Genomic DNA, 23560 nt, shown 5'->3' with positions numbered 1-23560 from the left:
AAATTTGAAAAATATTCATTTAGAGAATAGTTTAAAATTGAGTTTATTAAAGTTAAGTGAAGATGAAAAGCAGCAATTTGTTATGAAATTTGAAAAAATTGTTTGTATGTTAGATAAAATTTCTGAATTTAAAATTAAAGATGGCTTCCATAAAGCAGTATGTAATTTTTCTGACTTAAGAGATGATGAGATTTTGCCTTCGTTGACAATAGAATCTATTAAGAATTTTAGCAATGTTTTTGTTGATGGTTATTTTTTATCACCTAAAGTACTTGAATAGGGAGTAATGATTTGGACTTAAGTGGTTTGAATTTAATAAAAATTAAAGAATTAATATTGACTCGGAAATATAAGATTTATGATATTATCCTTTATTATAAGAAAGTTTATGAAGATAATAGAGATATTAATGGTTATGTTGAGTTTTTTGATGATGCATTGGAAATAGCCAAAGAATATGATGATCTTTTAAGTAAAGGTGGGGGACAAGATTTGCCTTTACTTGGTATTCCTATTGCAGTTAAGGATAATATTGCAATTAAAAATAAAGATTTAACTTGTGCATCTGAGATTTTGCAAGGTTATATTTCTCCTTATGATGCAACTGTTATTAAAAGATTAAAAGATAATGGGGCAATTATAATTGGAAGAACTAATATGGATGAGTTTGCAATGGGTTCTTCTTGTGAATTTTCTTATTATGGAGTTACTCTTAATCCTTCAAATAAAGAATATGTTGTGGGGGGAAGTTCTGGTGGTTCTGCAGCTGTTGTTGCTAGAGGTCAATCCCCTTTTTCACTTGGAAGTGATACGGGTGGTTCTGTTAGGCTTCCTGCTTCATTTGCAGGTGTAATTGGATTTAAGCCTTCCTATGGAGGATTGTCTCGCTATGGACTGTCATCTTATTCTTCGTCTCTTGATCAAATAGGATTTTTTGCTAATTCTATTGATGACGTGGCTTTAATATTAAAATATACTTGTGGAATTGATACAATGGATTCTACTAGTATAGATATTATTCAAGAACCCTATCCATTATTAAATAAACCTTTAAAAGGTACTAAATTGGCTGTTATTAAAGAGTTTAGTAAAGACTTGATGGAAGAGGATATTTATTGTGAGTTTTCTAAATTTAAGTCTGCTCTTTTAAGTAAGGGTGTTGAGATACATGAAATTTCAATAGAAGCAGTTAATTTTGTACTTTCTCTTTATTATTCAATATCTCCTGTTGAAGCTGCATCTAATCTTGCTCGTTATACTTGTCTTCATTATGGGAAAAGATTAAATGATACATTGAGTCTTAATGATTTTTATTACAAACATAGAAGTTTATTTTTACAAGAAGAAGTTAAAAGGCGTGTTGTACTTGGTAATTATTTATTATCAGAAGGATATGATTTGGAATATTATACTAAGGCTTGTAAAATTATAGAAAACGTATTGATTCCAAAATTTGATGAAATTTTTAACAATTATTCGTATATTATAACTCCCACAAGTTTTTTGAAACCTTTTAAAATAGGTGAAAATTTTGATGATCCTTTGAAAATGTATTATTCTGATTTATGTACTGTGATTGCCAATCTTATTGGTTTTCCTGCACTTTCAATTCCATTTGCTAAAGATGATAAGGGATTACCTATTGGTATGCAAGTTATTGGTAGAGTTAAGAGGGATTTTGAACTTTTAAGTTTTTCAAAAAATATAATAGAGGAATTAGAATTAGATGGAATATAAATTGCTTATTGGATTAGAAGTCCACGTACAATTAGGATTAAAGACTAAAGCTTTTTGTGGATGTAAAAATGATTTTGGTGGAATTCCAAATTCTCGTGTTTGTCCAATATGTCTTGGACTTCCTGGAGCATTACCTAGCGTAAATAAAGAACTTGTTAGTAGTGCAATTTTGGCAGGGCATGCTACTAATTCTACAATTAGAAATATTGTTAAATTCGATAGAAAGCATTATGCTTATCCTGATTTGCCCAAAGGATACCAAATATCTCAAAATGATGCGCCTATTTGTGAGAATGGGTTTATTTTTATTAAAACTAGTTTGGGTGTAAAAAGAATTAATATTGCAAGAATACATATGGAAGAGGATTCTGGAAAAAGTTTGCATTTGCTTTCAAATGATAATCAAAGTTATATTGATTTTAATCGTGCAGGAGCACCATTGCTAGAAATTGTATCACAACCTGATATACGTAGTGGAGAAGAAGCCGTAGCTTATTTGAATGCTTTAAGGGAAATTTTTAGATATCTTGATTTGTCTGAGTGTAGTATGGAAAATGGATCATTTCGTTGTGATGTTAATATTAACTTACTTATTAATGAGAATGATGTTAACTATAAAACTCCCATTTCTGAGATAAAAAATTTAAATTCTTTTAAGTCAGTAAAGTTAGCAATTGATTATGAGGAGTCAAAACAAAAAGAAGAATGGATTTTGTATAGAAAAACTTTGGAAAGTGTCGGGAAGTGTACAATGGGATTTGATGATAAGAAAGGTATTACAGTTCTTCAAAGAAGCAAAGAAACAATATCTGATTATCGTTATATCAAGGATCCAGATTTACCTTTAATTAAACTTGAGAGTGATTATATTGAAAATATTAAATCTCATAGGATGGTGGAGTTACCTTTTGATGCAAGAATTAGGTTGCAAGAGCAGTATGGGCTTAGTGATTTTGATGTTGTAACTTTAACTTCAGATAAAAATTTGGTTAAATATTTTGAAGAGGCAGCATTAACTTCAAGTGAACCTAAGAAAGTGGCTAATTGGATATTATCTGAAGTGTTAAGTGTGTTAAATGAAAGGGAAATAGGTATACTTGATTTTAATTTACCAGCATCATATATTGGTGAGCTTGTTGAATTTATTCTTAATGGAAAAATAAGTGGAAAGATTTCTAAGGAAATATTTTTAGAAATGGTTGACAGAAATGTTTCTTCTATTACTATTATCAATGAAAAAAAATTAGAACAGATAAGCGATAAATCGTTTATTGAATCAATTGTAATTGAAGTGTTAAACGAAAATCCTAAATCAATTGAACTTTACAAAAAAGGGAAAAGTCATGCTGTTAAATTTATGATGGGACAAATTATGCGTAAAACTTCTGGTAAGGTTAATCCTGTTCTTTCAAATGAAATTTTAATGAATAAATTGCAGGATGTGTAGTAAATCTTTATTTAGTTGTTTTCCCATAATTAAAAGAGCAAGATTTTTTTATCTTTATGATATTAATGGTAATCGGTATTTAGATTTATATTTAAATGAAGGTTTAAATTTTTTAGGGCATAGAGTTCAAGGATTAAATCTGATTCTTAAGCAAACTTTTTCAAGAGGGCTTACAGCATCTTATCCATCTATATTTAAAAAGCAATTTGAAAATGTTTTTTTTTCTTACTTTAAAGAAGCAGGATTTGTGCGTGTTTTTAGGTTTGAAAGAGATGCTAGAGATTTTTTGTTGTCATTAACAGGTCAAAATTATTTTAGTAATCCTTGGGAAGTGAGGCAGGGTATATATGAGTTTAAGTTTGGATTTAATAATGTGAGATATCCTATGTTTATAAAGCTTCCAATGCCTGGATGTATGTCTATTAATATTGTTATAGTAGATAATTTATCTAAAAAAATGGAATTTAGAGATTCTTTTGATGCTTTAACTTTAGCAGTTGCTAAGCATATGCTTGTTAAAATTTTATCTTATGAAAAAAGTTTAAAAATTAATTTTGATATTTTTTCTACTCCTATGTTTAAATTAATTAATAGGTATATGTTTCCTTGCTATAAATCTGAATATCATGGTGAGGTTTTTAAGGAATATTTAAGTAATGGATATTTAATTAGTCCTGTTTTTGATTTTCCTTCACTTTTACCTTTGAAATTTTCTAAAGGAGATTTAGATGGTTTTCGAAAAATTTCTGCTAAGCTTCAAAACAAATTTGGATGTTAGTATTGACAGGTTAACTTACAAATAATACAATGAAAAAGTATAATTTTGTAGAATATCTAAGCGAGGACTTTATATTATTATGAATAAAATGACTAATAATAAGACAATATGGATGAAACCAAGATACGTGAAGAAAAAGTGGTATGTGATTGATGCTTCGGATAAAGTTCTTGGTAGAATTGCTACAGAAGCTATTAAAATTCTGAGGGGCAAACATAAACCTTATTATACTCCTCACCAAGATTTAGGTGATAATGTTGTTATTATTAATGCTTCAAAGGTTAAGCTTACTGGTAAGAAATATTTTCAAAAAATTTATTATAGACATTCAAGATATCCTGGAGGTCTTTATTCTGATACTTATAGAACATTATCTGAAAGAAAACCAACAGCTCCTCTTGAAATTGCTATTAAGGGCATGTTGCCAAAGGGTCCTTTGGGTCGTGAGCTTTTTAGAAATCTAAAGGTTTTTGCTGATGCTAATCATAAGCTTAGCTCTCAGAATCTTTATAAATTAGAAGCAAATTAAGAGAGGAAAAATGGCAAAATCAGATGTTAAGGGTGTTAATTTAGGAATGGGTACAGGGCGCAGAAAGTCTTCTGTTGCTAGGGTTTATATTAGAGAAGGTAAGGGTGACATTAAGATTAACCACAAGAATTTTGATGTTTACATGCAGCTTGAAAAGTTAAAAACAATAGCTTTATCCCCATTAGCTTTAACGCATACTCTTGGTAAATATGATATTTATATTAATGTTTATGGTGGAGGTATTTCAGGTCAGGCTGGTGCTATTAGACATGGTATTGCAAGGGCTCTTTTTGATCTTGATGAAGAGTATAAAATGGTTCTTAAATCCAATGAATTTTTAACAAGAGATTCACGAAAAGTTGAACGTAAGAAGTTTGGGAAAAAGAAAGCTAGGAAGAGTTTCCAATTTTCAAAAAGATAGATATTTATTTTTATATTATTTTGTTTATATAAAAATAAGCCCTTTGAAAGAGGGCTTTAATTATTTATTCTTATTTATTAATGGAATAAAATACGTCTTTTCCATGATATTCGGCAATACTGCCCAATTCTTCTTCTATTCTTAATAATTGATTGTATTTTGCAATTCTATCTGTTCTGGATAGAGAACCTGTTTTGATTTGTCCTGTTCCAAGTGCAACAACAAGATCAGCAATTGTTGTATCTTCTGTTTCTCCTGATCTATGTGATACTATTGCAGTATAGCCTGCTTTTTTTGCCATTTCTACAGCTTCAAAAGTTTCAGTTAATGTTCCAATTTGATTTACTTTAATTAAGATTGCATTTGCAACTTTCATTTCAATTCCTTTTTTTAGGAATGATGTATTTGTTACAAATAAATCATCTCCTACAAGTTGAATTTTATTTCCAATTTTATCTGTAAGTTTTTTCCAGCCATCCCAGTCTTCTTCAGCCATTCCATCTTCAATTGATATAATAGGATATTTTTCTACCCATTTTGCCCAATATTCAACCATTTCTTGAGATGTTAATTCTTCTTTTGTTGACCATTTAAATACATATTTTTTTGTTTTTGGATCATATAATTCAGATGTTGCTGGATCAAGAGCAATTGCAATATCTGTTCCAGGTGTATATCCTGCACTTTTTATGGCTTCCATAATAACTTCACAAGCTTCTTCATTTGATTTTAAATTTGGTGCAAATCCCCCTTCATCCCCCACGGATGTTGCATAACCTTTTTTGCTTAAAATACTCTTAAGTGTATGAAAAACTTCAGCAGACATTCTTATTGCATCACTAAATGTTTTTGCTCCAATTGGCATTATCATAAATTCTTGAAAATCAACAGAATTGTCAGAGTGGGCACCTCCGTTTATGATATTGCACATTGGTGTAGGTAAAATGTTGGCTTTGTATGTACCAAGGTATTGATAAACTTTAAGTCCAAGATGTTCAGCTGCTGCTCTTGCTGTAGCCATTGAAACTGCAAGAATAGCATTAGTCCCAAGTTTTGATTTGTTAGGAGTTCCATCAAGTTCAAGCATTTTTCTATCAATTTCAACTTGGTTTAAAGCACTCATTCCTTCAAGTTCTGGAGAGATTATATTTATTATATTTTCAACTGCTTTAAGTACTCCTTTTCCCATATAAACGGATTTATCACCATCTCTTAATTCAACAGCTTCATTAGTTCCTGTTGATGCACCTGATGGAACAGCTGCTCTACCTAGAGTACCATCTTCAAGTATGACGTCTGCTTCAACAGTTGGATTGCCTCTAGAATCAATTATTTGTCTAGCTTTTATTTCATAAATATGAAAGCCCATTTTTACACTCCTTGTTGGTTAATATTTATGTATATTTACTTTAGTATATATTTTTAGTATAATAACAAATAAAATAAATGTGTAGTCTTTTTGTAAAAGAATTGTTTGGCGAGTTTTATAATTCAATTATGGGAAAAACTTTGCGATGGTTATTTTGTTCTATATTTTTTTTCTGTAATGTTATTAATGTTTTAGCAACGAGTTATATAATTGAAAATTTTGATTTGTCTTTAAATGAATTTTTAGAAGTATCGACCAGAGAAAATAATTTATCACCTATTGTTGATTCTAAGCGAGTTATTATGTTTTATCCTCCAAATAAGGGTATTCGAAAGATTTTTGCTGCTTTTGAGTTTGATGATTATGCGAAAAAATATTTGTTTAAAAAAAATAAATATGGGCTTTTTTTCGTAAAAATTAATCTTCCTCATGGAATTGGTAAAATCAAATATAGACTTATTGTGGATGGTATCTGGACAAATGATGAATATAATAAAAATGTAGTTTTTAATAAGGATCTAATTCCGTTTTCTATAATTGATATAGGTGTGGATTATGGTTATGTTTCTTTGAGAAATCCAATTGATTCGTCTGATGGTAGGGAAGTAGAACTTTTTTATATAGGACAACCTGGACATATTGTTACAATAGCTGGCAATTTTAATAATTTTAATCCGTTTTTAAACAGATTGGTTGAGCAAGAATCACGTAAGGGTGTATATACTATTAAGCTTAAAGATCTTCCTAAGGGTAGGATTTATTATTATTTTGTAGATTCTGGGAATAAGGTTATAGATAAGAATAATGTAAATAGGGTTAATTTATATTCAGTTGAAAATGTTGAGAATAAGGTAGATTTTGAAGTCTCTTATTTTGATAACTAAATATTCAAATTAAAATTTAATTTTTATTCATTAATTTACATTGGGTTTATTAAATTATGGTCCCTATTTAAGGGAAGAAGATTTCAAAAAACAAGTAAAAGTTGTGTTTTATATGTTTTACTATTTTAGTTTTTATTAAGTAAACTATTCATCTCATCAAAAAGATATTTAGATACAAAATGATCTTTCTCTACTTCTTCAAGAATTTCATTTTCTGTTGGTGAATATGTATTTCGTATATTCGTTAAAGATGGTTCATCAAGCTTAATAGTTTTATTTTTTATTTTTTCTGGATCAATTTCTAGAATAGAGGCTATTAATGTTTTTGTGTATGGATGTTTAGGATTTGAAAATAAAATTTCTCTAGGTGCAATTTCTAAGATTATACCCTGATACATTACGGCAATTTTGTCGCTCATGTATTTTACTACTGCTAAGTCATGTGAAATGAATAGATAAGATAGACTTAATTCTTTTTGTAAATCTTTAAGTAAGTTTAAAATTTGTGCTCTGATTGACACATCTAATGCAGATACAGCTTCATCTAATAATAAAAGTTTAGGGTTTAAAGCTAGTGCCCTTGCTATACCTATTCTTTGTCTCTGTCCTCCTGAAAATTCGTGTGGATATCTAGATAACATGCTTTTTGAGAGACCAGTAATATCCATTAATTCATTTACTCTTTGTTCTATTTCTTGTTTTGTTCGTGGAATAATTTTGTTTTCATTGTATATCACAAGTGGTTCTGCTATTATTTCTCTTATTGTCATTCTTGGATTTAGGGATGTGTGTGGATCTTGAAATACCATTTGCATGTCTTTTTTTGTCTTTAAAAGTTCTTTTTTTGACAGTTTTGTTATGTCTTTACCATTAAAATATATTCTACCAGATGTTGGTGTATAGAGTTGCATTATTGTTCTTAATGTTGTTGATTTTCCACATCCAGATTCGCCAACAAGTCCTAGTGTTTTGTTACGTTCAACTTCGAAACTAATGCCGTTTACAGCGTTTACTTTACGTTTATTTTTCCAAAATAAAAAGTTTTCTCCGATTGTGAATGTTTGTACCAAATTTTCTACTTTAAGAATTATATCTTTTTCATTTGTCATTTAAATACCCTCGTTGTTATTTGTAATAGTTTCAATGGGATAATCTTTAATTGAATAAAGTTTTTCATTTGGATTTTTATCAAGAGTTAGTATTGATTTTAAAAGTCCAATTGTGTATGGATGTTTAGGATTTTTAAATATTTCTTGTACTGTTCCTTCTTCTACAAATTTTCCTTGGTACATTACAGAGACAGTATCGCATATTTCTGCTACTACTCCTAAATCATGTGTTATTAATATGGTGGAGGTATTAAATTTCCTAGAGAGATTTTTAATTAGTAATAGTATTTGCTCTTGAATTGTGACATCAAGAGCTGTTGTAGGTTCATCTGCAATTAATAATGATGGATGACAACTTAATGCCATTGCAATCATCACTCTTTGTCTCATTCCTCCTGAGAATTGATGTGGATAGTGTTTTATTCTCTCTTCTGCGTTTATAACACCAACTGTTTTCAACATTTCTATTGCTTTTTGTTTTGCTTGCTTTTTATTTAATTTTTGGTGTAACATGATTGTCTCTTCAATTTGTGTGGATATTTTTAGATATGGATTTAGAGACGTCATTGGATCTTGAAATATCATTGCTATTTTATTACCTCTTATGCTTTGAAGTTCTTTTTCTTTGAGTTTCAGTAAATCTTGATTTTCGAATATTATTTCTCCAGTTTTATATATCGTTGTAGATTCGGGTAATAGTTTTAATATTGCCATGCTTGTGACAGATTTTCCACTGCCAGATTCTCCAACAATAGCTCTAATTTCTCCTCTTTTCATTTTTAAATTTATATTATTTACAGGATATATTGTTGTGTGTTTTAATTGAAATTCAATTGTTAAATTTTTGATTTCTAGCATATAGTTTTCGTTCATTTATATCTCCTTAGAGGTTATCTTTTGGATCAAATGCATCTCGTAATCCGTCGCCTAAGAAGTTCATAAATAATAGGAAAATTGTCATGATTGATGCTGGTATGAAAATTTTCCATGGATATTCAATAAATGTAGGAATTCCATTTTTAATTAATTCTCCCCAACTAGTCATTGGTGCTGATATTCCAAGTCCTAGAAATGATAGAAATGATTCAAGTATAATGAATGAGGGAACATTCATTGTTGTAATAATCACTATCATTCCAAAGCTATTGGGTATTAAATGTTTGAATATCATTCTTCTATTTGTTGCACCCAATGTCCTGGCGGCTTCTATGAATTCAGATTGTGAGAGTGTTTTTACTTGTCCTCTTACAATTCTAGAAATTGTTAACCATGAGATTATACTTATTGCAATAAATAAGCCGATGATGTTTCTTTCCATAATCGTCATTAAAGTTATTATTACAAGTAAATTAGGTAAAGAATAGAGAACTTCCGTTATTTTAGTTATAATTCTATCTATGATGCCGCCAAAGAAACCTGCTGTTGCTCCTATTATGCTTCCTATAAGCATTGATATTAATGCTCCAATAAATCCGATAGATATCGATATTTGACTTCCTTGTATTATGCGTGAAAGCAAGTCTCGTCCAAGATTATCTGTGCCTAGTAAATATATTCTTTTGTGTATTTTAGTTTCTTTTCCATTAATAATTTGGATTTCAGTTTCTATCTTTCTTTTTATCTCCTCAAGTTTTTCTTTTTCTTCTTCATTGATTTCTCTATTTTCCTTTTTTGCTAATCTTTTTATAAAATCAAGTTCTTTTTTGTACCAAAGTTCTCCTGCATATCTAAAAGATGGAGGTAAATCGACATGTTCTACAATTTGAGTATAATATTTATATATTGGTAATATTGGCTGAAGTATTGCAATTGCCATGTAAAATCCAATGACAAATATACTAATATACGCAAGTTTATTTTCTTTAAATCTTAACCATGCTCTTTTATTTGCTGTTTGAGTATCGATGTTTACACATGTATTTTGTTTTATATTGCTCATTTGATTTGTTCTCCTATATTCTTGGATCAAGTTTTTTGTATATAATATCAGATGCCAAAATGGAGATGAGCAATATTGCTGAATATACTAATAATGAGCCCATTAGTAATGGATAATCTCTGTTTAGAGATGCTTCTATTGTAAATATGCCCATTCCAGCAATTCTGAATATTTGTTCGATAACCATACTTCCAGAAATTATACCAGCAAATGCAGGGCCTATATAGCTTACAATTGGCAGTATAGCTCCTATAAGTACATGCTTTCTAATTATTACATTAAAGCTTAGTCCTTTAGCTTTTGCTGTTCGTACAAAATCACTATTTAAAATTTCTAGCATAGAACCTCTAATTATGCGCGTAAAAATAGCTATCCATGGTAAACTCATTGTTAATATTGGCATAATTAAATTTGCAAGGCCACCTCTTTCTGAAATCCATCCAGAAGTATAGAACAATTTTAATTTGACAGATAAAATGTATTGTAAAATAGGACCGGTTATAAATGTGGGCACGGAAATTCCAAATATAGCAGCCATTCTTATTATATAATCTATGTGTGTGTTTTTGTTGATTGCTGCTAGTGAGCCCAGTACAATTCCAAGTGTAAGAGATATTATAAGACTAATTATTCCAATTGTAAATGACTTAGGAAACCCTAATTTTATATATTGATTTACACTTAAGTCCTTTTTTGCTATTGATGGACCAAAGTCACCTTTTAATATATTTTTAATATAGTAATAAGCTTGCATATAAAAAGGCTTATCAAGGTGATATTTTTGCATTAGTTTTTCTTTTACTTGAGGATCAATTGGTTTTTCAGAATCGAATGGATTTCCGGGAGCAAGTCTCATTATCAAAAAACATAAAAAAATTATTATTATTAAAGTTGGTAATGTTTCTAGTAATTTTTGTATACTAAACCTTAACATAATTGCTCCTTACTATGATAGAAAGATAAAGATTTGTATGCGTTATATAATGAACCATTGTAACATAGAAGGTGAGATATTATTCAAAAAAATTCACTTTATTTTAATTGATTTGTAACTATTGATTTTGTTGATTTTAAGTAGACTTAATGGTTTTCTTGCTTTTGTCTTTATAATATTAATATTATATTGCTTTAATTAAGGTAGTATGTTGTATGAGTAGTTAATTTCATCTGTCAGTATTATATTTGAATTTTTGTAGGTAAATCTTTTTGTATTAAATATATAATTATAATTTTGATTTTTTAAAATTATTAATTTACAGACATCTAACAAAAATGTTTCATTTAGATGTCTGTTTTTTCTATTTTATGAGTTTAAGTTGCGAAAAGTCAAATCTTTCTGCAATGTTAGGTTCCCATCCAGTCCATTTATCGTTTTTAAATAAATAATTTCCTGCATATATGTATATTGGAGCTATCGGAAAATCTTTCTCTATAATTATTGATTCGGCTTCTCTTAATATATCTTGTCTTTTAATCGGATCTTGTTCAAAATTAGATTGTTTCATTAAATTTTCATATTCTTCATTAAAATAATTGTATGATGAAAAATTTGAAAGTCCCTTTTGAAATAAAGTTAAAAATGTTGATGGATCTGCATAATCACCTATCCAACCAGATCTTGCTATTTCATAATTACCTTTTTGTTTGTTGTCTAGAAATGATGCCCATTCTTCATTTGTAAGTTCAATATTGATCTTTAAAATTTTCAACCATTGGTTTTGAATAAATTCAGCAATTTTTTTGTGATTTTCATTTGTATTATATTTGATTTTTAATGTAGGAAAACCTTTTCCATCAGGATAACCAGCTTCACTCATTAATTGTTTTGCTTTTTGTGGGTTGAATAGTTCTAATGATTTTTTATAGGAATAATTGTTGAATTTTGGACTTACATTTCTTGTTGGAATAGCCCCATTTTTTATAATTTTTGATGTCAATGTTTGTCTGTCAATAGCAAGAGTTAAAGCTTCTCTGATTTTTACATTGTCAAGAGGTTTGATATGTGTGTTGAATGAATAGTAATAAAGACCATTAATAGGTGATGAGTAATAATCATTTCTTAATTCTATTTCTTTTATTAGGTCAGATGGAATTATTGCAAAGACAGCATCGATTTCATTATTTTTATACATTCTGTAGGCAGTTGATGCGTCATTTATTGTGTAAAATATCAGTTCTTGTACTTCAATATTTTTAGCATTAAAGTAGTAGTCATTTTTGGTAAGTGATATTTTTTCATTTGGTGTTCTCTCAGTTAGTTTATATGCGCCACTTACTACCATATTTTCAGGATCTGTCCATTTATTTCCATGTTTTTCGATAACATGCACTGGTACTGGTATAAAAGATTGGTGTACTAACATATCTAGAAAATAAGATTTTGGAGAGGTAATAGATATTTCTAGTGTTAGGTCGTCTATAGCTTTAATACCAAGTTCAGATTCTGATATTTTTCCTTCAAAATAATCTTCTCCATTTTTAATTGTTGATTTAACAAGTGCAACATAATTTGATGCTGTTTCTTTATTTAATATTCTAAGGTAAGATTTTCGAATACCCTCAGCAGTAATAGGGACTCCATCACTCCAAACAAGATTTTTTCTTAAATTAAATGTATATACAGTGCCATCTTGAGATATATCCCAAGATTCAGCTAGCCCTGGTTTGTATCCGCCAGTTTTTGGGTCACCAATTACGATGCCATTGAACATTTGTAAAATTATAGTAGCACCCATTTTGTCTTCAGCTAATTGAGGATCTATTGATTTAGGTTCTCCCCCTATAGCGATTTTAAATGATACATTTTCTTTGTTGCTTTCCTTACTACAGGATAGGATAGTTATTAAAAAAAATATAATGAATGTTATTTTTTTTATTTGCATTTTGATCTCCTTATTTAACTTAATTACCTTTATTAACTTTAATTCTATTTTAGCTGAAATGATTAAAAGTTTTAGATGATTTTTTGACAATTTTTTATTAAATTACTTAGTTTTGTTTTAAATTATTTAATAAAGCATAAAATATATTTAATTGAAATAGATTTGATGAAAATTATAAAATAAAATCGTTAAATGAATATTTTGAAAATATGTATTCATGAAATTTGAAATATTGTATATATTTTGTGATTGAGACTAAAATATATTTTAGTAATTTATGTTAAGAGATCTCTTAATTAAAGACTTTTATTATATTTAAAATACTTTTTAAGTTTTAAAAAAAACACTCATATAACTCATTTATAAAAGTGGCTTGTATTTGAATAATTGTTAGTGTTTATGTTTGTTAATTTTTGTATTGTATTTCATATTTTATGTGTTTTCTTTTTGTTGTTTTATATCTTCATAAAGATAAACTTCTGCAATATTGGGAGTCCATCCAATCCATCTATCATGTCTAAAGAGAGCATATGATTTTGGTATTGAAAGTGGAGCTGTAGGAAAATCTTTTTCTACAATTATTTCTTCAGCTTTGCGTAAAATTTCTTGTCTTTCTGTAGGATTTAAGATAAAATTCGATTGGTTTATTAAATTATCATATTGCTTACTTGAATAACTGTATGAGCCAAAGTTGTAATTTGCTGTTGTAAATAGAGTAAGGAATGTTGATGGATCTACATAGTCCCCTGTCCATCCCATATGTGATATTTGATAATTATCTGTTCTTCTGCTACCTAAAAATGTGGTCCATTCTTCAATTTCAATCGCAACATTGATGTTTAATACTTTTTTGAATTGTTCTTGTAAAAATTCTGCGGTTATTTTCATTATGTTTTTTTGTGAAGTTTTGTATTTAAGAGTAGGAAAACCTGAACCATTAGGATAGCCAGCTTCAGCTAATAATTGTTTTGCTCTTTCTGGATCAAATAATTTTAATTGTTTACCATAAGCATAGTTTTCAAATGATGGGGTTATATTTCTAGTTGGTTGTGATTGACCTTTTAGAGACATTTTGTTTAGAGCTTCTCTGTCAATAGCAAGGGTTAAAGCTTCTCTAACTTTTGCATTGTTAAGTGGTTTGACAGTTGTGTTGAATGCCATATAGATTAAGGTGTTTGCAGGGTGAGAGTAATAATCGTTTCTTATTCTAGCTTCATCTAGGTATTCTGGTGTTATTGCTGTTAAGAAATCAAGTTCATCGTTTATATACATATTATAAGCAGTGTTTCCTTGGGCTTGATAAAATATTACTTCGTCTATTTCGACATTTGCAAAGTTATAATATTTGTTATTCTTTTCAAGAACTATTTTTTCATTTGGTGTTCTTTCTTTTAATTTATATGCACCACTTATTACTATATTTTCAGGGTTTGTCCAGTTTTGTCCGTATTTTTCAATAGTGTGAATTGGTACTGGTATGAATGTTTGATGCGTTAACATATCAAGAAAATAAGGTTTTGGACTAATTAATGTTATTTCTAATGTTGAATCATTTATAGTTTTAATGACAAGTTCAGATTCTGATATTTTATCATCAAAATAATCTTGTGCATTTTTTATTGTTGATTTAATAATATCAACATATTGTGAACCTGTTTTTTTATTTAATACTCTAAGATAAGATTTTCGAATTCCCTCAGCAGTAATAGGGACTCCATCACTCCAAAATATATCTTCTCTTAGGTGCATTGTGTATACAAGTCCATCTTCAGATATATCCCAAGATTTAGCTAGTCCTGGTTTATATCCTCCAGTTTGTGTGTTTTTTGTTGTTAATTCTGAAAATATATTTACGATTATTCTATATGATTGAGCTGAAGTAGCTAGTTAAGGATCTAGTGAATCAGGTTCGGATTCAGCTGTTGTCCTAAATATTATCTTTTCTTTATGTTCATTATTTGAACAAGAAGTTAGCCATATAATTAAGAAAGATAAAAGAATTATGACTTTATATTTCATAATTTATTCTCCTTTATAAATATTTTGTATTTTTTAATGAATTATTCTTGTTTAATATACTTGAATGGATTTTACTTTAATTTGCTAAATAAATAAAGTATAATTTATATAAAATTATTGATGCATGTTATATATTACATTTGAGTATTTTTGGATTTCTAGTATGTTGTTTTTCAAAAACTTTAAAGGATGAAGTTTTATGTTTATACGGAATAAAAGTTTTAATAAGTATTTTAAAGGTATTGAGAACGAATTCTTTAGTAGGTTTAAAGATATTGAAAATATAAATTGTTTAAATAGTTCGTATCATGAGGCTGATTCTGTTAGTAGAAAGTTGATTGATACGATGATAGAAAGATTACTTAAGAGTAATTCTACTATTGTTGGTATTCAAAATATTTTAAAACTTTATGAAAAGTCCAAATCCGGTAAGTCTTCAATTATATTAATGGAACATTATAGTAATTTCGATTTTCCTTGTTTTCAATTTTTGCTTGAAAAAATGAATTGTAAGGAAATTTCAGAATATGTTGTTCCTATAGCTGGTGTTAAACTTTTTAAAGATAATTTATTAATTAAAAGTTTAAGTTTGGGCTATAATGTAATATTCATCTATCCTCCACATGCATTTGTTGATGTTGATAGTAAAACTATGAGGGAGAGACGAGTTTTTAATGCTAATTCTATGAGATATGTTGCAGATAAAAAGAATAGTGGTTATATAATTCTTATTTTCCCAACAGCTACAAGATATAGAAAAGGTAAACCTGAGACTAAAAAGATAATTTCAGAAATTTCAAATTATTTTAAAATTTTTGATTATTTCATAATGGTTGGTATTAATGGCAATATTCTTGAAGTTTCATCAAATGATGATATGTCGTGTGATATTTTTAGAGAAGATGTTCTTGTATATAATATAACCGAAGTGTTGGATATAGTTGAATATAAAACTTTGATTTTAGAAAAATTGAAAAAAGAAGGTTTAGAACCAACAAAAGAAATTTTAGGTTCCAAGATTGCTGATGATTTAGAAAAACGTTTTGAGATTCTTCATAAGGATGGAGCTAAAATATATAATGATTTAATTTAGGATTTTATTGTAATATGCCTGATATAGAAAAAATAAATAAGTTTAAGAAGGAAATAATAGATAATATTGCTGATGAGAAGGCTAGAAAAGATAGTTTTGGCATTAAAATGGATATTGACCCTCCAAAGGATGGTGAGTCTATTCTTCCTTGGGAAGAACAAGAAGAAGTTGTTGATTTTGATGAAGAACATGATGAAGGACCAGATTTAGATGCTATTCTTGGTGTTCTTGATAATGAGGAAGGACAAAAGAGTGAAGCTAGTGAAAATGATATTAATCTTTTAAAAAATTCTGAGAATGTAGAAATTGATTCTGAATTTGATAATTTAAATGAGGATTTTGATGTTTTAGGTTCACATTTTGAGGAAACTTTAGATAAAGTTCTTGATGATAATTCTGTAAGTTTAGATGATGCTATTAATTTGAATTTAGATAATTCTGGTAATAATGTTGATGATGATGATAATGTTCAAAATTCAAATGTAGAGAATAGTTTAAATTCAAATTCTTCTGATTTTGAAAATCCTTTTGAAAATGATGATAGTTCTACTCAGGAATCTCAAGATTATAATAATGATGATTTTGATCTTGAGTATATGATTAGTAAAATCAAGGAAGCAGATGATGAAATTTCTTCTAATAAGTTTGATTCTAGTGATGATTCTTTAGATCCTAATACTAAAGAGGAGAAAGATTGGTCTAATCTTACAGGTGATTTTCAATCTTTAAAGGATCAAGAGAACAAAATTTTTGAGGATTCTGATTTTAAAGTTAATTATTCTTTATTTTTTAAACATTTAGATTCTTATCCTAGAAATTTGAGAATTGCTATTGCCGAAGCATTAATGTTAGAAAATGTTTCTAAATATAAAATTGAGGCATTAGTTGATCTTGTTGAACAAAATAAAAAAGGGCTCAATTTTATTGCTAAATTTGTTGGAGATATTATTGGCAGATCTGTTAAATTGCCCATTATGTATTATAAGGCAGAAGAATTTAGCAAACTGGAGAAGCAATTTAGTTATAGACTTTCTAAAGCCTTAACACCAATATTAAAAATTGCCTCTTTTTTTATTGTATTAACCTTTTTGTCGTTTTATTTTTTAGTAGATATTATGTTTTTTTATATTGCATCTGATAAAAAATATAAAGAAGGAATTTCATATATATATGAAAATAAAAGAGAACTTGCTAAAGCTACTTTTAAGGATGCATATTATATGCGTCCTAATAGAAAGTGGTTTTTAACTTATGCTAAGGCTTTTGAGAGTATAAAGGATTTTGATAGTGCTGAGGAAAAATATGAAGAATTGTTTACTGTTGACCCATTTTCTGAGGGTGCTTCTAAGAGAAGACGAAAAATTTTTGATAAAGATGGGTATATATCTTATGCTTTTATGAAGATGAGGCTTGGTGAATATTCTGATGCTAATTCGATTTTGGATGAGGTTATATCTTACGATATTTATGATTATGAGGCATTAATGGCTAAGGGTGAGAATTATTTTCAGTGGGCTCAAGTGGATCCTATGTATTATAGAAATAGTATAAATGATTATACCATTTTACTTTCAAAGTATGGATATCATAAGAAGGAAGTTTTATTTAAGCTTTTTGATGCTTATATTGAAGCTGGTGCTGAGAGAGAAGCTGACAATGTAAATGCTTTTATTAAAACAAATCAGGAATTAGATATTGATGAGGTAGTTTATACTAAGTATGTTAAGAAATTGATAGATAAATATGTAGAATTTACAGTTTATAATAAGCGAATAAATGCTCTTTCTAGAAATTTAAAATATTTAAATGCTCAAATGAATTTACTTAATAAAGAGTTTTCTAATTTTAAAATAAATAGTGGCAAGAGTGTTTCTGATATTTTAAATGATGTTAATCTTAATTCGGAGATTGAATATATTCTTAGGAGAATTTTATTAAAAAATCCTGATTATAATAAGGCATTATTTGAAAGTGGTAGATATTTTTATTATATGGGAGATTTGAAAAAGTCAGAAGGATATTTATTAACGGCTATAAACGGTTTTAGACAAGAAGATTCAATTAATAATGCTAGTGAAAAGATTATTGCTTATAGGATTTTATCAGATATTTATGAGAAGGGAAATGATACACTTAAAGCAAGTAATATTGTCAGTTTGGCTTTAAATGAATATGATTTTTATAAAAGAAATGGCCTTATTAAAGGTTCGAGAGAACTTGCTTTAATTTATGAAAAGCAAGGAGATATATTTAAAACTTTAAATGGTTTTCAATCAGCCATATCTTCTTATAAAATGGCAATAAATGAAGGGGTTAATTCACCAGATGTTTACTATAAATTAGCATTACTTAGTTATAAGGAAAATAATTATAAGGATGCATTAACTTCGCTATTCAAAGTTGAAAATATGTCTGGATTTGCAAATAGTAATAAAGTTTTAAATTCAATAGCATCTGTTCTTTATAAAATGGGTGATTTTGAAGCTTCGAGGAGTTATTATTTAAGAGTATTGCAAAATTTGGAATCAGAGAAATCCAGTATTGTAAGTTTGAGACCTAAAGGAAATGATCATCATAAAGCTTTGTTGCTAAGAGAAATTGAAGTTTATAATAATCTTGGAGTTGTTGAGATAATAGCATCTCTTGGCAATAAGATTAAGTCTGGTGTTATTATAGATCATGATCTTTTTGATTCAGGAATTGCAAATTTAACAGAATCTTCTAGAATATTTGATCTCTTAAATCGTGATGAGGATATGATGAAAAATGTTAAAAGAGATCTTGCTAGTTTAAATCTTAGAAGCGTATTTAAAAATGATTTTACAGGTTTAAAGATTTTATTTTATGATAATTTAGCTGATAATCTTTAGATCTTTATAATTTATCAGCTTAAGGACATTGTAGAATTGTCCGATTAATGTGTAAGGGTTTATATGAGAAAAGCTTGCTTTATTATTTTCTTGTTTATTGTATTTAATTTGTTTTCTGAATCGCATGATCACTTGAGTATTAATATTGATGATGTTTATGTTGAAGCTCATGATGATGGATTTCATCTTTTTATTAGAAAAAAACCAAATATTAAATCAGTTATTTTAACCGAATCTTTTGAAATTCCAGATAAAAATAAAGATGCTTCTACTTATTCATTTAGAACATTAGAATATAATAATATTAATGGTGATGAAATTAGAATTTTAAATGGTCGAGTTATTCAAAATAGAAGTCTTTTATCTTTAACATCTTCTACTCCTGTGCAAAATAAAAGATTTGGAGAAGCTTTTCATATTTTAATACCTAAAAAATTGAGGTATGGATTTCCAAATTTTTCAACAAGAAGTGGAGATATCGATTTGGAAATTTTAAAAAGAAATAAGGAACCTTTTTGGTTTTCAATTAGAACTTTTGAAAAAAAATATAATGATTATTTAGGTCAATATAAAGATAATGCTTATGAATTGTTTTTTGGGGATACGCAACGAGAAAATATAGTTGAAAATAGTGTTTTAGAAGAGGGATTTTCTAGATTTGCTGATGATGTTGTTACTGCAAATAAGGGACTTGATATTGTTGATAAAATAAAAGATATTTTAGAAAAATCAGAAGATCCACTTGTTGATTTAGATCTAGTTTTTGTTATTGATGTTACTGATAGTATGAAAAATCATATTGAAATTTTACGAGAACACCTTCTTGACATGGTAGAACCTCAATTGAATCAGTTTAAGTCTTATAGAATAGGTTTTGTGTTTTATAAGGACTATCTTGAAGATTTTTTAACACGATCTTTTGATTTTAATAGTAAAAAATATTTACATAATATTCTTGAAAGTATTAATGTTGGGGGTGGAGGAGATTATCCTGAAGCGGTATTTGAAGGAGTTAATGCTGCTGTTACTCAATTTGATTGGAAATCAGATAATAGATTTATTATTGTACTTGGCAATGCTCCTCCTCATGAGTATCCTAGAGGTCCTATAGTTTATGAAGATGTTATTAGAGCAGCTAAGGAGAAGGATATTACAATTTATGGTATATTACTTAAGTAGTGAATTTTTTTTAATTTGAAGTTGTTTTATTTTTTATTGGGTTTTGATCTTTTGTAATATTTTTTGAGATAGTGGGATAACCCACTTAGGTGTTTCAATGTTAGATTGTATCAATTCTTCAAAGAGCTTTTTTGCTGTTTCTTTTTTATTATTAACATAATATATGAATGCAATTTCATACTTTCCGGTGGCAACAATTTCTTTGTTTTCTTTGTAATTTTGAATCATTTTTTCATATATTTTTAAAGCAGTTTGATAGTCATTAATATTTTTTGCTTTTTGAGCTTCTTTTAAATAAATTCTGTGAGAGGTTTTTTCTGTAAGTTGGTCATCTAGATGAGCTATTGTGTAGCAGGAGACTAATAAAATAGTTAATGGCAGTATTAATTTATTCATTTGTTATACTCTTGTTCTATAGAAAATATTTAATTTAATTTTATTAGATATAAAAGAAGAAAACAAGTTTATGTTTGTTTTCTTCTTTATATTTTATTTAGAAGGAATTATTATTTTCCAATTTTCAAGTATGAGATCTGGATTTTGAATTTTTTGTCTGTTAGCAAACCAGATTTTTGGCCATAAATAAGGGTCATTATATAATTTTTTAGAAATTCCCCATAATGTATTTCCAATTTTGATTATGTAGAGTTCTTTACTTGAATGACTTTGATAAGCTTTTAAGTATCTTGCAGAATCTAAGAATAGTTCGTTTGCTAGTCTGAGATTATTGAGATTTTTGGCTTTAAGTCCTTGTTCCCATAGTTGTCTGGCTTTTTCAATGAGTTGAAGTGTTTTGAATTTATTTGCTTCTGTATTTTTTACTTCTTCTACTTTCTCTTCATAAGGGAGCACTATTGCGTCTATTTGTCCAAGTAAGTAAGTGTTATCTTGTAAATTCAATAGATTTACTCTTTCACCTTTATCTTGAATTAAACTTCTTCCATTCCATGGTGATGGCTTAATAAGCTTATTGTTGCTATAAATAGGAAGATTAGAAGCAGCTTCTAGTGCTTTTAATTGTTTGTACATTCTTTCTTCTGTTTCTTTAAGAGCTCTTGCTTCCTTTGCTTTTTTAGCCGTTTGTTGTGCTTTAGTAAATGCTTTGCTATACATTCCAAGAGCACTTTCGATATCATATATTTTGTATTTTCTTGTTGCCTCAAAATATAAATTGTTTACTTCATCGATTTCTAATGGAATCCATATGTATGCTTCATTAACTTCGGCGTCATTTAAATATTTTTCAATATTTTCTTTTAAATAATTTATTTTTTCTTTTTTTTCTATTGTGTCTCTTACGATATTTCTATATCGTTCCAGTACTTTTATGGCAAGTTCATTGCCTTCCTGGATTATTCCTTTTGAAAATTTACTATTCATTTCTTTTTCAAGCTTTTCAGCTTCATTGAATTCTTTAGAATAAAAGAGATTACCCCTTTCTCTGATGACTCCATTTTTCATTTCTTCAATGTCTCTTTTGATATCTCCAGTTTCTTTAATTGAGATTTTGGAGTTGTCATTTTGTTGATCCTCTGGTGTGCTATTGCATGAAATTAGAGAAATAGCAAAAACAAATAACATTAAAAATAATAACTTGCTTTTTTTTATCATAAATACATCCTTCTTATGTGATATTGATTACATAAATTAAGAACTTTACTTTTTACATATCACTTCTTATAAAGCTTCTAAGTAGTATATTATTACACAATTTGATATTATACAATTTTTTTGTTTCATATTACGTTCTATTTTTATTACATCAATATTTTAATTCTTGCCTTTAATCTGCCTTAAAAATCACTGGTTCTCCACATCTTTCTTCTTGAGGTGCAGTTTGGCATGAAATTAGGACAAGAGTAAGCATAGATAATATTAAAAATAATAATTTGGATTTTTTAATCATAAGTACATCCTTTTGACATAAAATTGGCTACACATTGTGTAACTTTTCTCACGCCTTAGATTCTTGAAAAGAACAGGCTTAACATAAAATATTATTTTTTTATGCTGTGTTAAAGAAGTATAACGTATTTTTCGTTTTTATTAAAGTTAATAAATCTCTTTAAAAAAGATATAATTAACATTGTAATATTATTGAAAAGGAAAATTTGGTTTTGAAATTATATATTATTATCCTTTTATTTTTGTCATCCCAAGTAATATTGTTTTCTCAAGTAGCATCTATTAAGGAAATGGAAGGACAAATTAATGTTATACGAAATGCTGTTTATGTTAAGTTAAATTTAGGAGATGAAATTTTTGAATATGATTTTATTGATGTGGGCAGTAATTCTAAACTTAAAATAAGCTTATATGGGATTAATGGTATTGAATCAGATTTGACTTTGCATTCTAATACTTATAGTCTTATTTGTTATTCTTCTCTTAAAGATATGCAAGATGCAAAAATATATTTATTTAAGGGAAGTTTAGATGTGACAATTTATAAAATTGTTCAGGGTTCTTCATTTTCTGTAGATATTAATAATTATTTTTTTAAAACAGATGCTCCAGCTAAATTTTATGTAAATTGTGAATATTTTAATAATTATTTTGTCAGTGTGTTTGATGGTATTCTTAATCATTATAATAAAGATACATATTGGATTTCGACAAATACTAGTATTTTACTTTGGAATAATAATTCTTTTTTATATAAAACCGATGATGCTGTGCCACAAAATGTGATTCAAAACTTAAAAGAAATGTCTCGCAAAAACTTTATTTCTCTAAATAATAAGCATTCAGCTTATGTATTTTCAAAGTATGTTGAGGATAGCTTTAGGTTTGATTTCGTGTACGATTATTTAGTAAGGGATCCTAAATTTAACGTTATATATTCTAAGTGGAGTTTAGAGGATAAAAATTATACTTTAGGAAATAGGGTTGATATGATAAATGATGTTAATTATTTAAGAGGAAGAGTAGGTATTCTTTTTAAGAATTTTGTTTATTTAGCCAATGTTTTCTTTTTTATAGAGGATATTGTTAATCATACTTCTGATATGTTTGATAAAGTGATCATTTATGGATCTGTTTTAAAATTTTTTGAAAATTATAAACAAAATAGGTCATCTTTGGCAAAAAAATTTTTTAAAACAATTCATTCCTTTAAAATGTATTTAGTTCGTACAAATGGTGATCTTCCTAGTAATTTAAGTGTTAATGAATTTTATTTATTAACACCTAGAGAATTTTGATATTAAGAAATGCTTTTGTTAAACTAATGAATTGGCAGTGAAATTTGTTATAATTTAGAAACTATAAATATAGTTTTTTATTTGATTGAAAGATAAATTTT

General features: G+C 27.9%; 19 protein-coding genes and 1 pseudogene. 11 read left to right on the top strand and 9 right to left on the bottom strand.

The annotated features are described in order from the left end of the window. Positions 1-4 precede the first annotated feature (4 nt). The 6 genes from gatC to rpsI all read left to right on the top strand — a co-directional run bounded on the left by gatC (position 5) and on the right by rpsI (position 4912). Entirely contained in the window at positions 5-280 is a 276-nt protein-coding gene (gatC, locus tag BRE_RS01755) for an Asp-tRNA(Asn)/Glu-tRNA(Gln) amidotransferase subunit GatC (protein WP_012538834.1), read from the top strand. Between the two features lie 11 nt (positions 281-291). After that, positions 292-1737, top strand: coding sequence for an Asp-tRNA(Asn)/Glu-tRNA(Gln) amidotransferase subunit GatA (gene gatA / locus BRE_RS01750; RefSeq protein WP_012538833.1), 1446 nt, complete (start codon positions 292-294; stop codon positions 1735-1737). Further along, a complete protein-coding gene (gatB, locus tag BRE_RS01745; RefSeq protein ID WP_012538832.1) occupies positions 1727-3184 on the top strand; it encodes an Asp-tRNA(Asn)/Glu-tRNA(Gln) amidotransferase subunit GatB in 1458 nt (485 codons plus the stop codon). Before gatA ends, gatB begins: the two co-directional genes overlap by 11 nt. After that, positions 3177-3962 carry a hypothetical protein gene (locus BRE_RS01740; protein ID WP_012538831.1) on the top strand — a complete coding sequence of 262 codons (786 nt, stop codon included), beginning with the start codon at positions 3177-3179 and terminating at the stop codon, positions 3960-3962. The genes gatB and BRE_RS01740 overlap by 8 nt, the downstream gene beginning before the upstream one ends. Before the next feature lie 79 nt (positions 3963-4041). Further along, positions 4042-4491 (top strand): 50S ribosomal protein L13, encoded by a 450-nt coding sequence (gene rplM / locus BRE_RS01735; protein WP_012538830.1) that lies wholly within the window; start codon positions 4042-4044, stop codon positions 4489-4491. Positions 4492-4501: 10 nt separating this feature from the next. Further along, positions 4502-4912 carry a 30S ribosomal protein S9 gene (rpsI, locus tag BRE_RS01730; protein WP_012538829.1) on the top strand — a complete coding sequence of 137 codons (411 nt, stop codon included), beginning with the start codon at positions 4502-4504 and terminating at the stop codon, positions 4910-4912. A 70-nt stretch (positions 4913-4982) separates the two neighbouring features. Here the strand turns inward: rpsI and eno are convergent, their stop codons facing one another. Continuing rightward, the gene (gene eno / locus BRE_RS01725) at positions 4983-6281 is read right to left on the bottom strand and encodes a phosphopyruvate hydratase (protein WP_012538828.1); all 1299 of its coding nucleotides are present in this window, start codon (positions 6279-6281) and stop codon (positions 4983-4985) included. 128 nt (positions 6282-6409) lie between these two features. On the opposite strand from eno, the gene BRE_RS01720 reads away from it, so the two are divergent. Continuing rightward, complete coding sequence (locus BRE_RS01720; RefSeq protein ID WP_041178185.1) at positions 6410-7165, top strand: hypothetical protein; 756 nt, start codon at positions 6410-6412, stop codon at positions 7163-7165. Between the two features lie 125 nt (positions 7166-7290). On the opposite strand, the gene BRE_RS01715 is transcribed toward BRE_RS01720, so the two are convergent. From BRE_RS01715 to BRE_RS01690, 6 genes and pseudogenes are all read right to left on the bottom strand, one after another. Further along, positions 7291-8274 (bottom strand): ABC transporter ATP-binding protein, encoded by a 984-nt coding sequence (locus BRE_RS01715; RefSeq protein WP_012538826.1) that lies wholly within the window; start codon positions 8272-8274, stop codon positions 7291-7293. Next, positions 8275-9147 carry an ABC transporter ATP-binding protein gene (locus BRE_RS01710; protein WP_012538096.1) on the bottom strand — a complete coding sequence of 291 codons (873 nt, stop codon included), beginning with the start codon at positions 9145-9147 and terminating at the stop codon, positions 8275-8277. A gap of 10 nt (positions 9148-9157) precedes the next feature. Beyond that, a complete protein-coding gene (locus tag BRE_RS01705) occupies positions 9158-10213 on the bottom strand; it encodes an ABC transporter permease (RefSeq protein WP_025400666.1) in 1056 nt (351 codons plus the stop codon). 13 nt (positions 10214-10226) lie between these two features. After that, positions 10227-11147, bottom strand: coding sequence for an ABC transporter permease (locus BRE_RS01700; RefSeq protein WP_012538825.1), 921 nt, complete (start codon positions 11145-11147; stop codon positions 10227-10229). Between the two features lie 364 nt (positions 11148-11511). Then, positions 11512-13095, bottom strand: a complete 1584-nt coding sequence (locus BRE_RS01695; RefSeq protein ID WP_041178110.1) for a peptide ABC transporter substrate-binding protein — start codon at positions 13093-13095, stop codon at positions 11512-11514. Between the two features lie 432 nt (positions 13096-13527). Beyond that, positions 13528-15114 (bottom strand): annotated as a pseudogene (locus tag BRE_RS01690) (peptide ABC transporter substrate-binding protein). Between the two features lie 199 nt (positions 15115-15313). Here BRE_RS01690 and BRE_RS01685 point away from each other — a divergent pair. The 3 genes from BRE_RS01685 (at position 15314) to BRE_RS01675 (ending at position 20256) form a co-directional block, all read left to right on the top strand. Beyond that, positions 15314-16207 (top strand): 1-acyl-sn-glycerol-3-phosphate acyltransferase, encoded by an 894-nt coding sequence (locus tag BRE_RS01685; protein ID WP_012538823.1) that lies wholly within the window; start codon positions 15314-15316, stop codon positions 16205-16207. A gap of 14 nt (positions 16208-16221) precedes the next feature. Next, positions 16222-19077, top strand: a complete 2856-nt coding sequence (gene flcA / locus BRE_RS01680; protein ID WP_012538822.1) for a periplasmic flagellar collar protein FlcA — start codon at positions 16222-16224, stop codon at positions 19075-19077. Between the two features lie 63 nt (positions 19078-19140). Next, positions 19141-20256, top strand: coding sequence for a VWA domain-containing protein (locus BRE_RS01675; protein WP_012538821.1), 1116 nt, complete (start codon positions 19141-19143; stop codon positions 20254-20256). Between the two features lie 33 nt (positions 20257-20289). Here the strand turns inward: BRE_RS01675 and BRE_RS01670 are convergent, their stop codons facing one another. Together BRE_RS01670 and BRE_RS01665 are read right to left on the bottom strand one after the other, a co-directional pair. After that, positions 20290-20652 carry an outer membrane protein assembly factor BamD gene (locus BRE_RS01670; protein ID WP_012538088.1) on the bottom strand — a complete coding sequence of 121 codons (363 nt, stop codon included), beginning with the start codon at positions 20650-20652 and terminating at the stop codon, positions 20290-20292. A gap of 93 nt (positions 20653-20745) precedes the next feature. After that, on the bottom strand, positions 20746-21867 hold the full coding sequence (locus tag BRE_RS01665) for a LysM peptidoglycan-binding domain-containing protein (protein ID WP_012538820.1): 1122 nt from the start codon (positions 21865-21867) through the stop codon (positions 20746-20748). 536 nt (positions 21868-22403) lie between these two features. Here BRE_RS01665 and BRE_RS01660 point away from each other — a divergent pair. Continuing rightward, complete coding sequence (locus BRE_RS01660; protein WP_376984134.1) at positions 22404-23459, top strand: hypothetical protein; 1056 nt, start codon at positions 22404-22406, stop codon at positions 23457-23459. Positions 23460-23560 lie beyond the last annotated feature (101 nt).

This window comes from Borrelia recurrentis A1, from assembly GCF_000019705.1.
Classification (GTDB): Bacteria; Spirochaetota; Spirochaetia; order Borreliales; family Borreliaceae; genus Borrelia; species Borrelia duttonii.
The sequence above is the reverse complement of the archived record's forward strand: the minus strand, read 5'-3'. Positions and strand labels throughout refer to the sequence as shown.